Source organism: uncultured Clostridium sp. (assembly GCF_900547735.1).
Classification (GTDB): Bacteria; Bacillota; Clostridia; order Lachnospirales; family Lachnospiraceae; genus Otoolea.
On record NZ_URHZ01000058.1, the window covers coordinates 1 to 14013 of the forward strand.

15 protein-coding genes are annotated in these 14013 nt (G+C 51.2%); all 15 read right to left on the bottom strand.

What is annotated here, in order from left to right:
• Nucleotides 1-389: 389 nt before the first annotated feature.
• The 15 genes from QZT18_RS16635 to QZT18_RS16705 all read right to left on the bottom strand — a co-directional run bounded on the left by QZT18_RS16635 (nucleotide 390) and on the right by QZT18_RS16705 (nucleotide 13870).
• On the bottom strand, nucleotides 390-824 hold the full coding sequence (locus QZT18_RS16635) for a VanZ family protein (protein WP_294149516.1): 435 nt from the start codon (nucleotides 822-824) through the stop codon (nucleotides 390-392).
• 113 nt (nucleotides 825-937) lie between these two features.
• Nucleotides 938-1348: a DUF3788 domain-containing protein gene (locus QZT18_RS16640; RefSeq protein ID WP_294149518.1), complete on the bottom strand. Its 411-nt coding sequence runs from the start codon at nucleotides 1346-1348 to the stop codon at nucleotides 938-940.
• A 69-nt stretch (nucleotides 1349-1417) separates the two neighbouring features.
• Entirely contained in the window at nucleotides 1418-2224 is an 807-nt protein-coding gene (locus QZT18_RS16645; protein ID WP_294149519.1) for a DUF1266 domain-containing protein, read from the bottom strand.
• A 112-nt stretch (nucleotides 2225-2336) separates the two neighbouring features.
• A complete protein-coding gene (locus tag QZT18_RS16650; protein ID WP_294149521.1) occupies nucleotides 2337-2774 on the bottom strand; it encodes a GNAT family N-acetyltransferase in 438 nt (145 codons plus the stop codon).
• A gap of 25 nt (nucleotides 2775-2799) precedes the next feature.
• Entirely contained in the window at nucleotides 2800-3435 is a 636-nt protein-coding gene (locus QZT18_RS16655) for a DUF4317 family protein (protein ID WP_294149523.1), read from the bottom strand.
• 54 nt (nucleotides 3436-3489) lie between these two features.
• The gene (locus tag QZT18_RS16660; protein WP_294149525.1) at nucleotides 3490-4431 is read right to left on the bottom strand and encodes a 3-oxoacyl-[acyl-carrier-protein] synthase III C-terminal domain-containing protein; all 942 of its coding nucleotides are present in this window, start codon (nucleotides 4429-4431) and stop codon (nucleotides 3490-3492) included.
• Between the two features lie 13 nt (nucleotides 4432-4444).
• Nucleotides 4445-5743, bottom strand: coding sequence for a F390 synthetase-related protein (locus tag QZT18_RS16665; protein ID WP_294149528.1), 1299 nt, complete (start codon nucleotides 5741-5743; stop codon nucleotides 4445-4447).
• Nucleotides 5718-7601, bottom strand: a complete 1884-nt coding sequence (locus tag QZT18_RS16670) for an NAD-dependent epimerase/dehydratase family protein (protein ID WP_294149530.1) — start codon at nucleotides 7599-7601, stop codon at nucleotides 5718-5720. The genes QZT18_RS16665 and QZT18_RS16670 overlap by 26 nt, the downstream gene beginning before the upstream one ends.
• Nucleotides 7598-8815: a nucleotide disphospho-sugar-binding domain-containing protein gene (locus QZT18_RS16675; protein WP_294149532.1), complete on the bottom strand. Its 1218-nt coding sequence runs from the start codon at nucleotides 8813-8815 to the stop codon at nucleotides 7598-7600. Before QZT18_RS16675 ends, QZT18_RS16670 begins: the two co-directional genes overlap by 4 nt.
• A 135-nt stretch (nucleotides 8816-8950) precedes the next feature.
• The gene (locus QZT18_RS16680) at nucleotides 8951-9307 is read right to left on the bottom strand and encodes a molecular chaperone Hsp90 (protein ID WP_294149535.1); all 357 of its coding nucleotides are present in this window, start codon (nucleotides 9305-9307) and stop codon (nucleotides 8951-8953) included.
• Between the two features lie 198 nt (nucleotides 9308-9505).
• A complete protein-coding gene (locus QZT18_RS16685) occupies nucleotides 9506-10672 on the bottom strand; it encodes a hypothetical protein (RefSeq protein WP_294149536.1) in 1167 nt (388 codons plus the stop codon).
• Between the two features lie 140 nt (nucleotides 10673-10812).
• Nucleotides 10813-11349 carry a hypothetical protein gene (locus tag QZT18_RS16690; protein ID WP_294149538.1) on the bottom strand — a complete coding sequence of 179 codons (537 nt, stop codon included), beginning with the start codon at nucleotides 11347-11349 and terminating at the stop codon, nucleotides 10813-10815.
• Entirely contained in the window at nucleotides 11342-12430 is a 1089-nt protein-coding gene (locus QZT18_RS16695) for a HAMP domain-containing sensor histidine kinase (RefSeq protein ID WP_294149540.1), read from the bottom strand. The genes QZT18_RS16690 and QZT18_RS16695 overlap by 8 nt, the downstream gene beginning before the upstream one ends.
• Nucleotides 12427-13098 (bottom strand): response regulator transcription factor, encoded by a 672-nt coding sequence (locus QZT18_RS16700; protein WP_294149542.1) that lies wholly within the window; start codon nucleotides 13096-13098, stop codon nucleotides 12427-12429. The genes QZT18_RS16695 and QZT18_RS16700 overlap by 4 nt, the downstream gene beginning before the upstream one ends.
• Before the next feature lie 118 nt (nucleotides 13099-13216).
• Nucleotides 13217-13870 (bottom strand): hypothetical protein, encoded by a 654-nt coding sequence (locus tag QZT18_RS16705; RefSeq protein WP_294149545.1) that lies wholly within the window; start codon nucleotides 13868-13870, stop codon nucleotides 13217-13219.
• Between the last annotated feature and the right edge of the window lie 143 nt (nucleotides 13871-14013).

Consider the following 14013-nt stretch of genomic DNA (forward strand, 5'->3'; position numbering starts at 1 on the left):
AAGTACTGCAAAATCAATGTTTTGTATAAATCACGAATTCACTTTGAAATTTTACTTTTTTAAAAGATTCTGTAAAAGATTCAAAAGAGACGGTGTAAAAATGTGCAGCTATTGTTCCGTTATATAATAGAAAATCAAGGTATGGTTAAAAGAAAAGAGGTGGAATAAAAAGTAAGATACGAATGATAAAAAGAGAAATTGTAACAGATAATCAGACGTTACGCTTCCGCCCGGCGGATACCGGGCAGGAAAAATATATCGGGAGCTATAAAAGACGCTGTAAAGCGTCCGTCCGACGGTGTCTGAGTATTTTTTCAGCTCCCGAACACGGTTTCTCATCCAGCGGTCCCAGGCGCCCCGCAGGGTCCGGCCGGAAGATAGGGTTCCTCTCATCGACTCCGGCCGGGGTGATTCCGGTACAGCCGTCCGCCTGCTGCCCCGATCCATGTGCCCAGTGTATTTAATACGAGGTCATCCAACTCCGAGACACCTGTTCCAAACAGATACTGCATTGTTTCAATTGCAAGAGACAATCCGAGGCCGCACAACGCGGCCGTCCGGAGCCGTTTGAGATTCCCGGATGCCGTAAGCGCGCATCCCAGGGGGACAAACCAGACAATATTGCCCACAAACAGATATACAAAACGAAACCACCTTCCCTGCCTGATGAGCGGAATATAGTCCTGAAACAGAGTCAGGTTGACGGTTCCGTTCTGCATGAGGTGTGACATACTGAATCCCGTTCGGAAAACGGTAATGCGCAGTAAGATGGCTAGATAAACCAGAAAGATGAATTTCAACCAGTTACTGCCTGTCTTTCGCATAGAATTCCACCTTTCAAATCAATTACTTTCATATAAATTACTTTCACATAAATTACTCTCATATAAATTACTCTCACATAAATTACTGTAACCCTCCAAAAAAAGAGGCGTCGTCATGAGCACTTAGCGGACAGAATTTTTTGTATATCATCAAAATGCTCCCTGCAGGTGACGCGGTACTGGATCCAGCCGCCGTCACCACAGGGATACTGATTGTCGATATACTCCTGTGTGTATTTCTGCAGCTGCGCATATAACGATTGATACTGATTCCCGGATAAGCGTACCATCACCGTAAATGAATTGTTTTCGGCGAAAACATTGCATATCAGTTTTTTCTTCAACCTGTGGGCAATCCCCCAGCCATATTGATTTCCATAGGGAAAGGTAATCTGCTGTGCCGTAGCATACGTCGCAGTCAGCCACTCATTCAGCGAAGAAAACAGCCCGGCAGTCTCACCGCAGTAGGCGGTCATCTTGGCCGGCGAAGGCGTCTCCTTTTTGTTCAGCATTCTCTCATACATATCAGGTGTCTCCCGGATTCTTATTTTATACGTCTCTTATTTTATACTTCTTGAATTATTATTCCTATATTACCATTCTTTTTTCAGCTCCGTATACCAGTCGAGCTGATAAGGACCATCCTCCATGGCTTTCAGGGACTGATAAAGATAGACACGGTACTGAAACTCAGACTGCGGGTCGGTGGGATCGGATTTACTCCAAAATACGTATCCGTAAATATAGCTCTGCATAAAGTCTTCCCAGGACGGGAACATGGCCTGTGCCTTTTTGGCAAGTTCCAGAGACTTGTCCATGGCCTCCTCATAGGTATAATAGCCGGTTACATAGTACTGTCCCAGAAGCATCAGCGCGCGGCTCAAATCCCAGCCAGCACATGCATTTTCCCCATAGGTCTTGTACGCCATATAAGCCGCCATCTGCCGGGCCGCCTCACCGTCGGAAATAGAGCTCTGGCTGCCGTTATCTCCCCAGGACGCATTCAAATCGATATCCGTCGCATACTGCCCCAGATTATGTTCATTGTAATAACTTAAAAGAGATTTATTATGTCCTCCGGTTTCCAGCCAGGTAATCTTGTCCTCGGCGCTCCGGCGGTCCGTAACGCCCCAGTCACGCTCCAATACCTGCCTGAGGGCCACGGAATAGACCAGATCATTGGGGGAACCGCCTCCCGGTTTTGAGATATCCGCGCCGTTGCGGACACACCAGAGTGCATAGGCGGAATTAAACCAGCGCACCGTATCAGGATACGTCCGTGATTCCGTCCCGCTGCCGGTCCCGGCCTGCACCGTCAAACCGGCGCCGGGCAGCGGGGAAAGACTGCATGAGAAAACTGCACATAAAAGTACTGCCGCTATTAACTTCTTTATTTTCATTCCTTTTCCTCCATTCCTTCTGTCCTGCTACATGGCCTCCCGATGACGGTATTCGGCCTTTCCAAGTCTGATATCTGCTGGTTTCATTTTACCGGAAAATGGTATTTAAACCTCATGAAAAAAGATTTTTAGTGAAATAGTGCCGTTTTCCGGTAAGCGGATAATTCTCTAAATGGAAAACTTCCTCATAGCCGTGTTTTTTATAAAAATCAGGGGCCTGAAAACTGAAGGTGTCTAAGAATACGAATTTACATCCTCTTTCCCTGGCTGTGTCCTCTGCCTGATTGAGCAGCCGGCTGCCGATATTCTGACCTCTCAAAAGCTTACCCACCCATAAAAACTTTATCATAAGCCAGTTGCCGTGCGTTTCCCCAATCAGTCCGGCCGCTTTTTTCCCCTGTGCGTCCTCCAGGAAGATTCCCAGTTCCCTGGGATTTTTATCCTCAAGTTTTTCCAGGTTGTATTCCAGCAATCCGGCATAGATTTCGGCTCTGTCCTGCTCCTCTATTTTATCTGTAATCTGAAAATGAACGGTATTCTGAAATTCCATTTTACTTCTCTCCTTTTAATTTAACCTATTCTTTTTCAGGAATCACATTCAGGAGCCGGAGCAGTTCTTTGTGGGGACGTCCCGCATCCGCGTGGAAAACGGCGATATGGTTCGTATCTCCGCTCCTGTCGGTAAAAGCGGGAAATAAAAATCCGCATTCCGGTTTGCCCGGCTCGTATTCCCCGGACAGGGGACAGATGGCGCAAATCATATATTCAAACACCTCTTCCGATTCCCACAGACGCTCCTTGTCGGATGTCTTTGCCGGTATATCATAACGGTCGTGGAAAACGAGAATGGCATACCCGGAGGATGCGTGATAGTTCTCCATCATTACGTCGTAAAACGTATCCATCAGGGCATCGTTTTTCAAGCCGCATTCATTCATCGCCATCAGTAACTGCCACATACCGCCCGGCTTTCGTACCGCCTCGGGAAATTCATATTTCTTCAGGTTTACATTGGTGGCCGAAAAAGGGATTTCCTTTGCCAGCGCCAGTTTTTTTGTCCGTTCCGGTGAGGAAAGCTTAAGAAAATTAGTATTAAAACTTCCGTCAAAATCCCCGTCCCCGTCTACGTAACACCCGGCAATTCTCGTGAAGGAGGTCCGTGAAAGAGTCATCCGCCTTGTCAGCTCCAGCATATCTTCTCTGTTAATCATAATCAGTGATTACCTTTCTGTCATATTATCGGTTTTCTATTAGTCGGGAGTGCGTCAGAACCTCATCAGAAGAAAATTCGCCGTCAGTCCGGCGGCCGTTCCTATGAGCAGTATCAGGTCACCCCGTTTGATTCGTCCTTCTTCAACGGCCTCACAGAGCGCGTAGGGGACCGAAGCGGAGATCAGGTTGCCATATTCCGGGACGCGGTCGATATAGGTGCCCTTTCCAAAGCCCAGTCTGGGCATGATGAGATTCAGCGCCCTGCTGGCCTGATGGGGAACCACCAGATCAATCTCATCCCGGGTCACGCCGGCTTCCTTCAGACAATGCTCTACAAAACCGGGCAGACACTTGGCGGACAGCTTCAGGATCCGTTTCCCCTTCATATCAAAATAGTAATCGTCCCGGTTCTCATCATTCATGGAAAAGGCCGGCATCAGGCCGCCTCCGCCCCTGATTTCCGTGTCATGCGCACCCTCGGACCAGGTTCTCTGGCAGCTGTAGAGGATCGCGGACGGATTGGAGTTTTCGGATTTTGTCAGCACACAGGCGCTGGTTCCGTCCGAAAACAGCTCATAGCTCTCCGTCTGTTCCGGATTCAGGGCTGCGGATGCCGTATCGCCCGATATAATCAGCGCATTGTTATACCGTCCGATTTCAATCAGGCATGACATTACATCCAGGGCCGAGATAAAACTGGTACACGTCGTATTGATATCCATGGCGGGAATCTGAAGACCTTTCGCCAGCCGCTCATGCACCAGGGCGGCGTTGCAGGGAATGGCCTGCAGCGGAGTTGCCATGGCACAGACAATACAGTCTATCTCTTCTATCTTCATTCCGGCGCATATAAGCGCCTTTTTAGCCGACAGCACCGCCAGATCCAATAGAGTTTCCCCCGGTTCCAGCCGGTACCGGGTCTGTCCTCCAAAATCCATCTTATGTGCCGCCAGGGTCTTTCCCCAGCCGGCAATCTTTACCCTGCGTTCCTTCATCCCTGCCCCTTTCTCATGCGTTCTTTCTCTCCACCCGCTTCATCTTCCCGCCCTTTTCCCTGCCGTATGCCGTAAATCTGATTTCCGGCAGGATAAAACCGCAGTCCTTTGAGAGAAGTGAAAATTCCTCAGCAATTCTCTGTTTTCCGTATTCCGTCAGGTCGGCATAGACGGTCAGACGGCCGTCTTTTTCCTGCACGATCCTGTAATCTCCGGATATGCCCGTGTTTTCCGCTTCTCCGCCCCCATCCGCAAACAGGATGCACCTTCTGATAAAGTCCGGGAATATGGGCACATCCCTCCCGTCATGGCCCTGGAAGGTAAAGACGTCGTCCTCGCGGCCCTCTATCTTTTCGAGCGCCAGACAGGGACTGCCGCAGGCGCAGGCCGCCTTCTTTTCCACCAGTATGTCATTTAAACGGTAGCGGATAATGGGCTGAGCCTTCCGTTCAAAGTCGGTCACAATGGGCACGAATCTTTTTTCATCCAGGTATTCCCGCTCGATATGCACGATATCCTCATTCAAATGGAGCGTTCCCTTTGGGCAGGTGGAGGCCAGGCAGCCCTCGGTGCACTGGTAGACCTGGTGAATTACGGGCAGCCCGAACGCTTCCTTAAGCCTCCGTTCATCCTCCGGTTCCAGTACCTCGGCAATGGAAATTACGGTCTGCGGACGAATCTCTGTCTTCCCCTGCCTGACATCTTCCGCAATCATAAGAAGGAGCGAGGGCTGTCCCGCCAGAATCTGCGGCCGGATTTCCTCAAGGCGTTTCCGGTGCTCCTCCATGTCTTTATAAATATCAAAGAAGTGAAACCTGATATTTTTAGACTTTACCGCCTGATAGAGGTTACTGTCGGCCCTCATGAAAAATGCGATGGAGTACTTATCAAGGATACTTCCGGGAAGAAATTTTGCAAGAACATATCCGGCCCAGCGGTTCTTCTCATCGTCGGACACCAGGAAAATTCCTCTGTTCCCGGAGGTGCCGGAGCTTAGCCCCACCGTCACCCCCTTGAGTTTTGGCGTAAATTCCCGTTCCCGTTCAGCCCGGACCGCAAAGTCCAGGGCTTCTTCCCTGCCGATTCCGACCGTGTTGAGCTCGTCAAAATGTTCCATCATGAATGTTTTATCCGTAACCGGACAGGAAGACAGTTGTTCCACTCCCCTGTAAACGGCGGAATGGTCCGCAATATATTTTAAATGCTTCCTGATTTTCTGTTCCTGCCATCTTTCCAGGGAACTCCTGTCCGAAAACGGCCTTCTGTATTTGTAATAAAGATAATACTTAAGCACGGAAAGCTGGTCTGCCATAAGTCTCCTCACTCCCTCTCTGATGGGAAAACACGATTCGGATTTCCGGGTGTTCCCGTTTCAGCCTGCAGAGCCTTCGGAGCGAATTTTTGTACTCCGCAAAATCCTTCTGGATCAGGCGCGGAATCATTCTCATCCGGAGGGTATCGCGGACCAGATCACCTCCCCAGCAGGCATCCGCCGCCAGGAACAGTTTCAAATCTGGTATCCAGAGTCCCATCTGTCCCGTACAATGCCCATGAAGCGCTACGCCGATAAGACTGCCGTCCCCGAACAGATCGTAAACCTCTTCAAAATACCGGCAGAGGAAATGTTCTGTGAGCCGGTTCTCAGGTTCCCGGCGGCTCACCCCGTCACTTACCCCGGGCAGCATCTCCGTAAACACCAGATCCCGGATTCCCGGTTTGTCAAGCGTCTTCATGGTTCCGGCCGAAGCCACCAGGCGGTATCCGCTGAATTTCTTAAGTCCTCCGATGTGATCCGGATGTGCATGGGACAGAATGATGGTTCCGATGCTTTCCGGACTGATTCCGTCGGCTTTCAGCCGTTTATCAATCACCTGTTCCGGCCTCACATGGACCGGGTTTAAAAGACGGTACAGTTTATGAAACGGGCCGCCCTGATAAATGGCCTCCGAGTATCCAGTGTCAAACAGGATGTTTCCAAGCCGCCTGTGCCGTATCAGCGCCGCCATTGCCGGAAACTCCCTCTTTTCACCGGGATGTCCCCGGAAAAGGAGCCGCAGATCATTGGTGCAGGAACCGCAGTGATACAGTTTTACCCCGTCTATCAGCGCGGGCGGTTTGGGCAGTCCCTGGGACGGCTCCGCTTTTTTGGAAAGCTTCCCCGGCAGGTTTCTCTTCCCTTCCGATTCGTTTTCCTTCCACCAACGTCCATATTCCTGAATCGATTCCATCAGAGATTTCTCCGGTTCATAGCCGAGTATGTCCCTTGCCCTGCTGATATCCATGGTCTGGGAGAACGCCAGCGTGCATACCGTGTACTTCGTAAGCGGAGGCTCTCCGGGCAGGCGGAATGTCCTGTAGGCCCATTCCAGGGCCCAGGCCACGCCGTAAACCGCCTTAAAGGGCAGTTTCCTGTAATGGGGCTGCTTATCAATGGCGGCCAGAAAGGATTCCAGAAGGATCCGGAATTCCGTCGGCTCCCCATTGGTGATATTAAACACCCTTCCATCCGCCTCCGCCGCAGTCAGGGCCAGACGGCAGGCCTGAGCCACGTTTTCCACGCTGGTCAGATCTACGGTGATGCGGCCGTCCCTCATAAGGGGAATCCCAATCCTCCCATTCGCCCGTAAAAGCCGGGGAACCAGGCTCGTATCCCCGATCCCGATCAAGCCCCTGGGGCGGAGGATGACGGTCTCCAGTCCCTTCTCATGTATCTCACCGATCACCCGTTCCGCCATCAGTTTCGACTTGATATAAAAGTTTAAATCGTTTTGCTCCGGCGCCTGCTCCTCACGGATTCCATAGCGGTCATGCTTCTCCGTATAGATGCTGGGGGATGAAATATAAACGAGACGTTCGACACCGTTTTCAAGGCAGAGTTCCGCCACCAGAGCGGTTCCCGCTACATTCGTCCCGTAAAAATCCTCCCATTTTCCCCAAACAGTGGAAAGGGCGCCCGCATGGATGACGTACCGGACATCCCGAAAATAGGTCTCACAGGTTTTGCGGTCCGTGAAGTCGCCTGGACAGAATTCAGCACCCAGCTTTTGAAGCGCTTCTCCGCGTTCCCGGTTTCTCCCAAGGGCTAAAACCCGGTATTCCTTTGTAAGACGCTTCACCAGATATCCGCCTAAAAATCCGGTCGCCCCTGTGATCAGAACTGTATCCCTCATTCGCCCTGCCGCCTTTCCTCTTTCGTTGTATTGTTCTGTTTCAGTAAATTAAGTGCCGCCTTCACATGAACCGCCGCCGCCTTTTTTTTCCGTTCCCCGCTCCACGTGTTTTTCAGAGCCATGGCAGCCATGGCTTCCCGATACAAATCCGCTTTTTTTCTCAGTATCCTTCCAAACCCCATCGCCTCAAACCGTTTGGCATTTATAAGCTGTTCTCCCTGCTGGGGGCACATCAGGCAGGGGACGCCGTAATACAGAGCCTCATGGATGCTGTTCATCCCGCCGGCCGTGATAAAGAGAGACGCATGTTTCAGGATCTCTCCCTGGTTTACGAACGGACGGACAATGAAGTTATCCGGAATCCGGTCCGTTTTTTCGATATTCCAGGCCATAACTACATGAAATCCGGCGTCCCTTCCCCGGCCGAACTGCCTCAGTATCTCACGAAGCAGTTCCTGATCCCGGTTAAATACGGTTCCCAGGGAAATGTAGATTAGTCTTTCAGGCGGACAGATGAAATCATTGGTCCGGATGCTCTTCATATGGGGAGACAGAGGCCCGAGGAATACATAGTCATCCCCAAATTTCCCGCCTCCGGGCTGGAACATCCTGGAGTATCCCATCAGGTTCCGGCTTCCTTTGTTCATCAGGACGGGGAGCATTCCCAGTTTCCGTATTCCATAACTTTTTCCAAGCTGCCGCCGTATCCGGAGCGCCTGGGGAAGTTCTCCCGCATAACGCAGAAAACCGCCGGAAAATCCGGAGGCATATGCGAAAAAGGCCCTTCCCCCGATCCGGTCAATGGCCGCAATACTGTAAAAGCTGAATGACGGTACCGAAAGAAGTTCCCCGACCGCCCTGCCCCACAGAGCCAGGGAATCAAATAGAATATGGCAAGGCTTTTCCTGTGCTGCTTCCGAAAGCAGGACGGGCAGCATATCGCGGGTATATTCAAGAATCAGGCGGTACAGCTTCAGCAGCTTGTTCCCGTCCGAGGTATCAATGGTCTTACCGCCCAGCGGATAAGCTCTGTATTCCCCGCCGTTAGCCTCTATCTCCTCCCGGTAGGGTTCCGTCGCATAATAAACAACACGGAATCCGGCTTTGGCCAGCCGTCCGGTTAAGTACAGGTTTGAATGAATATGCCCATAGGCGGGAAGCGCATAAAACAGAATGGTCTTTGCCGTTTCCCGCTTCTCTGGTTTTTGCTCCATCGCCGTCTCCTTACTGTATTGCCGTCTCCTGAAAACGGGCACCAGCCATTTCTGACTGATGCCCGTTGGCCCATCTGATACTGGTTTTAAACCGTTATGTTTTGTAATGAAGGTACTGAATCGTTACTATGTTTCTTAAAGAAGAGCGTCCTTCTTTGAAAGGATTGCCTCTGCCGCAGCACAGGCCGGGCAGTCACAGTATTTCGCTCCGGCTGCTTTGATTTCTTTTCCATGAGCAGCCACGCCTTTGGCTGCCTCGGCTCCGAAAACCTGAGCGCCGGTTTCGGACTCTGCGAAAGCGATTAAACCGTCGACCGGCATAATGTCTGCTTCCAGCTCTTCGATAAATTTCTTTGTCTCTGCGGCCTCATTTTCAGTTCCAACGGCATCCAGCCAGGTTTGAGCGGCTGTTCTTGCCTCACTGCTGCATGACTGTGCATCCATTAATTCGTGTGTCTTCTCAACAACATAGTTTAAAACTTCCTTATCCATAATCGGTGCTCCTTCCTTATGCTGAAATATACTATATTTTACCACATTTTCCAGGCCTTTGCAATTCAAAAGAGAGACTGCGGTCCAGCTGTCAGACAAAAGATGATGCTCTTCCCAGGCAGTCTGCCGTGAACGGTCAGATAAAGGTGCCGCCATTCTCTTTCAGGGCCCGGCTCACCTCTTCGAACTTCTCTTTCTTCATTCTGTTATGGCCCGGATGACGTCCTCTTTGGAAAGCCATTTATCCCACTGATAGCCCTCTTTGGCTTTGGAAGTGTCGTAGACTGCATTAAGCGCCTGATCATACTCCTCTTTGGACATTACGGCGCCATTCCACTCATACCGGTAAACCGGTTCCCCGTTCTCATCCAGCTGCAGGTTCGAATTATCCTCCGCCCCGTAGTAACCGGCGGCAATCTGTGTCAGACGTCCGTCCGCCATGCTGTATACCAGATCATAGTAGCTGTCCATATGTCCGTCGGAATTGCAGAGAAGATTCCCTTTTTCAATGTAAGTAAAGCCGAGCCTGTCAAGCTGAGTCTCGCTGACCGCGCCGTCCGCAAAGCTTACAATCCCGCAGCCAGCGGCTTCACTGCCGCCAATCTCCACCAGCTCCGGTACGGCATCGTCGTTGATATAAATCAGGTTATATCCCTGCCACTGTCCTGTCTCCTGCTGAAGGTGGCTTAAGTAGGCCTGCTGCCAGGCGGCCATTTCCTGCTCTTCCTTCTTTCCCGCCCCTAAAAAGCCGAGAACCGACTTTACGGTCTTCTCTGCGAGAGCCGAATTGGCCGAGTCGGACAGTTCCCTTTCCAGGGTAAAAGAACCGTTCCCGCTTCCGCGGTAGATTCTGGCCTCGGAAAAACGGCCGGAAGCGCCTGACACAGGGGAATAGCTGCAGATAATAATGATATCACTGTAACCGTCGTTGTTATAATCGGGAAATGAGACGGCCTCCACTTCATTGAAGTTCTCGTTTTCACGGCGGTTGTCCTGAACCATGCCATCCAGTGCGGCGATTGTCCGTTCACCGTCCATAAGCTTGAACAATGCGTCCTCATGCAGGTCGCCGCCGTCCGGCTGATAGGAAGCAAAAGTCACCTTTCCCTGGGGGTTCAGCGTCACTTCGAAGGTCTGGGACTCAATCAGGCTGTAACGGTCCGCTTCACCGCTGTTTTCACCGTTCTGCGCAGCCCCGGTTTCCTGCTGTGACACTGATTCAGCCTCTGCGGCTTCCGTACTTACGCCGGCCGTCCCGGATTCCTCCGGCTCCCGGGCTTTATTCTTGCTTCCGCAGGCGGTCAGTGTGCCGCACAGAGCCATACAGAATAACGCTGTCTTCCACTTCTTGGTAATACGTTTCATAATCTTTCCTCTCATCTTATGTTCTTTATTTCAGGTCTGGATATCAGGTCTGATTGCGGGGAAATTTCCACCCATTTCTATTATAGCAAACGGGAGAACATAAATATAGCGCCGATAATCCGGGAAAGAAAAATTAATAATTATGAAAGAAGTCGGCTGCCTTTTTCACAAATCCCGTAAAGTTCGTCGTATTTGTGTTCCAGCAGGGGGGCGATTTCCATGGAGCGCTTTCCGAAGATGTATTTGTAAATAAAATAAGGGGCCGTCCACCCTGCGAAAGCCGGAACGGCAAACAGGATACAGGGCCAGACGAGGGGAGGCTCATGGGTGGCCGCAAAGGTGGCGCAGGCCATAAACGCGGTTCCCAGGACCCCGATTGAAACGGCGGCGGCGCAGGCCCGGCTTTTCTTTGTCTTTTCCAGCTTCCCGATCTCCTCCATACAGGCGTCAAAATGCTGTTGCAGCCGTGTCAGTTCCATTTTATTGATAATTCTCCGATCGCGTTTGAATTTTAAGGTGACCTTCCCCTTCCGAGGGACGTGTTCCACGGACGCCTCGCAAAACCATCCGAAATTTTCATACCCGTCCAGATATCTGCAGGTCAGCGCCGCCGGTACCGTCACCTCTTTATAATCGTATCCGATATAGCCGCTGCCGCTTTTCGTCACCTTAGCCATATTGCCGCTCCTTTCCCGCGCCGACGGGAATCCGGACTACAAAAACGCTTCCTTCCCCCGGTATGCTCTCCGCCGAAACCGTTGCCCCGGTAAGCTGCAGCACCCTCAGCGCCAGAGAAAGGCCCAGCCCGTTCCCCTCCGTGGAGTGGGAGGTATCTCCCTGATAGAACTTGTCAAATATATGCTGCAGTGTCTCCTCCTCCATCCCGCAGCCCGTATCGCTGATCGAAACGGTGACTTCGTCCTCCGATGAAGTCTGTCTCAGGAAAACAGAGCCGCCCGGTTCCGTGAATTTCATGGCATTAGACAAAAGATTATTCCAAACCAGCTCCATCAGGCTGGCATCCGCCACGACCACCGCCGAATCTTCGATATCCACGTCCACCTCAAGCCCCTTGGCTTCCCATACGGATTCGAAATTCAGCATGCAGTCACAGAGCTGGCGGCAGAGGTCATATGGCTCCGGTTCGGGGCGGATACTCTGCTTTTCCAGTTTATTCAGCTTCAGCAGGTTGGTAATCAGCTCCGACAGTCTTTTTACCGCCTGCAGCGTGGTGCTGATATAGCTGTCCCTCTGCTCCGGCGGCAGGTCCGGATTCTGCATCATTTCCACATAATTCTGGATTACGGAAAGCGGTGTTTTAATTTCATGGGACACGTTGGAGAAAAAATCGGTCTTCAGGGTCTCAATACTCCCAAGTTCCGCCACCATTTTATTAAAATCCTCGATCATCACATCGAGATAATCCGCCCTGTCCGCGGTATGGATGGGTTTGATGTAGACGGAAAAATCCCCGTTTGCCACTTTCCTCGTGGCGTCGGCAAGCTGCCTCATCGGCCTGTCGTACTTTCGTCTCACCTGACAGCGCGTGATAAAGGTATAAAGTCCGGCGAGCAGGAGCCAGAACAAAATCATAATAAACACATAGGAACGGGGCACCCGGTCAATCTCTATATATTCCCCGAGAAATTTATACTGTACGGTTGTCAGGACAATGAGCACCGCCAGGGTGGGGATAAAAATCATCAGAGGAAACCGCGTTACCCTGATACGCTCATCCGTCCGTTTATCGTGTGTCATCCCATCACCGCCTTATATCCCAGTCCGCGGACCGTTACAATCCGGAAACCGTCACACCGCGAGAATTTGTCACGCAGCTTTGTCACATAGACATCCACCGCCCGCAGGCTCGTCTCACTGTCAATGCCCCAGAACTCATCCATCAGCTGCGCGCGCGAAAAAGTCTTTCCCGGATAGGAAAGCAGTTTATAGAGGATGTTAAATTCCCGTGTAGTGACTGCAATCTCTTCTCCGTCCACCACCGCCGTCACGGCGTCCGCGTCCATGGTCAGATTTCCCACAGCCAGTTTCCGTTCCGTCTCGATATTCGCCCGCCGGAGCAGGGCGCGCACGCGCAGCAGCAGTTCCGCCAGCTCAATGGGTTTTACCATATAATCGTCGATGCCGAGCTGGAATCCCTTCTGCTTGGACGGCAAATCATCCCTGGCCGACATGAACAGGATCGGTATCGTCCTGTTAATTTTTCTTATACTTTCTGCAAATTCAAACCCGTCGATTTCCGGCATCATGATATCGGAAATAATCAGCTCGTACAGATGGTTGTACATCTCATCGTAAGCGGCCCCTGCATTTAAACATCCCTTTGCGGCGAAGCCGCTGTCGTTTAGACAGGTGCAGACAACCTGATTCAGCTTCGGATCATCCTCCACCACCAATATATGAATCATTACATTACCTCCCGCTCTTAAATCATTCCTGCATTTTGGTCTGTTGGCAAAATCTGTGTACATTATACAACAGGTATGTTTATGGATTGTTTTTAAAATGTTACAGAAATATTAAATTTTATTTCTGAGCGGATACATCGTCCGGATTTTCCAGGCCGAACACGCCGCATGCCACAACCCAGACGCAGACTGCCTTTGACACCAGACGGACGGCCAGATACGCCGCATTAATCCAGTTTATGGCGTTCGACGTCATCATTGAAAACATATCGGCCGCCCCTCCGGAAAAGAGGCTCTCGTAACAGGCTTCATAGCTTTTGCCCGCCTTTACCAGCAACGCCGCCGAAACTGCCAGCAAGAGGGCGCAGGCCAGCACATCCGGCAGGCTGAAATCACGGACACGGTCTGCGCGTTCCCTGAAGCTTTCCCGGCAGAGGAGCAGAGAGATTGCCGCCATGAACAGCACATAGACACCGATGGTGGCCGTCCCGGGCATTACCGCCCAGGAGTAGGGGGCAAGTGCATAATAGACTTCCTCGCCGAATACCTCCAGAAGTGACAGCGCCGCCAGGGAGGCGGCAAATTTAAAACCGCGGCGGTCCGGCTTTGCGGCGGCCGCAGCCAGAATACAAAGAAATACCACATTTTCCAGCCACTTCATGAAGAATGCAGTCATACCGCCCCGACGGAATATCTGGCTGAGCAGTATGAGTATAGCGGTTCCTGCCGCCAGAGCGGCGGCCGTTTTCCATTTGTTCTGTTTTATGTTCATATTTTACCCTCCGGCTGTTTTTGGTTAATTGGTTTTTCTTTTCTCCTGTCAATTGCAGGAAGGGTTTTGTTGTGTTACAATACGAGACGGGGCATGGATATATGAAAAATCACATGTCAAAATTATAAATTTATTGGAGGATT

Excerpts from the sequence above, each read along its gene's own strand:
- QZT18_RS16645 (WP_294149519.1), bottom strand. The coding sequence starts at position 2,224 with ATGAAAATAAAGAAGTTAATAGCGGCAGTACTTTTATGTGCAGTTTTC.
- QZT18_RS16685 (WP_294149536.1), bottom strand. The coding sequence starts at position 10,672 with ATGAAACGTATTACCAAGAAGTGGAAGACAGCGTTATTCTGTATGGCT.
- QZT18_RS16675 (WP_294149532.1), bottom strand. The coding sequence starts at position 8,815 with ATGGAGCAAAAACCAGAGAAGCGGGAAACGGCAAAGACCATTCTGTTT.
- QZT18_RS16650 (WP_294149521.1), bottom strand. The coding sequence starts at position 2,774 with ATGGAATTTCAGAATACCGTTCATTTTCAGATTACAGATAAAATAGAG.
- QZT18_RS16660 (WP_294149525.1), bottom strand. The coding sequence starts at position 4,431 with ATGAAGGAACGCAGGGTAAAGATTGCCGGCTGGGGAAAGACCCTGGCG.
- QZT18_RS16640 (WP_294149518.1), bottom strand. The coding sequence starts at position 1,348 with ATGTATGAGAGAATGCTGAACAAAAAGGAGACGCCTTCGCCGGCCAAG.
- QZT18_RS16695 (WP_294149540.1), bottom strand. The coding sequence starts at position 12,430 with ATGACACACGATAAACGGACGGATGAGCGTATCAGGGTAACGCGGTTT.
- QZT18_RS16705 (WP_294149545.1), bottom strand. The coding sequence starts at position 13,870 with ATGAACATAAAACAGAACAAATGGAAAACGGCCGCCGCTCTGGCGGCA.
- QZT18_RS16665 (WP_294149528.1), bottom strand. The coding sequence starts at position 5,743 with ATGGCAGACCAGCTTTCCGTGCTTAAGTATTATCTTTATTACAAATAC.
- QZT18_RS16635 (WP_294149516.1), bottom strand. The coding sequence starts at position 824 with ATGCGAAAGACAGGCAGTAACTGGTTGAAATTCATCTTTCTGGTTTAT.
- QZT18_RS16670 (WP_294149530.1), bottom strand. The coding sequence starts at position 7,601 with ATGAGGGATACAGTTCTGATCACAGGGGCGACCGGATTTTTAGGCGGA.
- QZT18_RS16680 (WP_294149535.1), bottom strand. The coding sequence starts at position 9,307 with ATGGATAAGGAAGTTTTAAACTATGTTGTTGAGAAGACACACGAATTA.
- QZT18_RS16655 (WP_294149523.1), bottom strand. The coding sequence starts at position 3,435 with ATGATTAACAGAGAAGATATGCTGGAGCTGACAAGGCGGATGACTCTT.
- QZT18_RS16700 (WP_294149542.1), bottom strand. The coding sequence starts at position 13,098 with ATGATTCATATATTGGTGGTGGAGGATGATCCGAAGCTGAATCAGGTT.
- QZT18_RS16690 (WP_294149538.1), bottom strand. The coding sequence starts at position 11,349 with ATGGCTAAGGTGACGAAAAGCGGCAGCGGCTATATCGGATACGATTAT.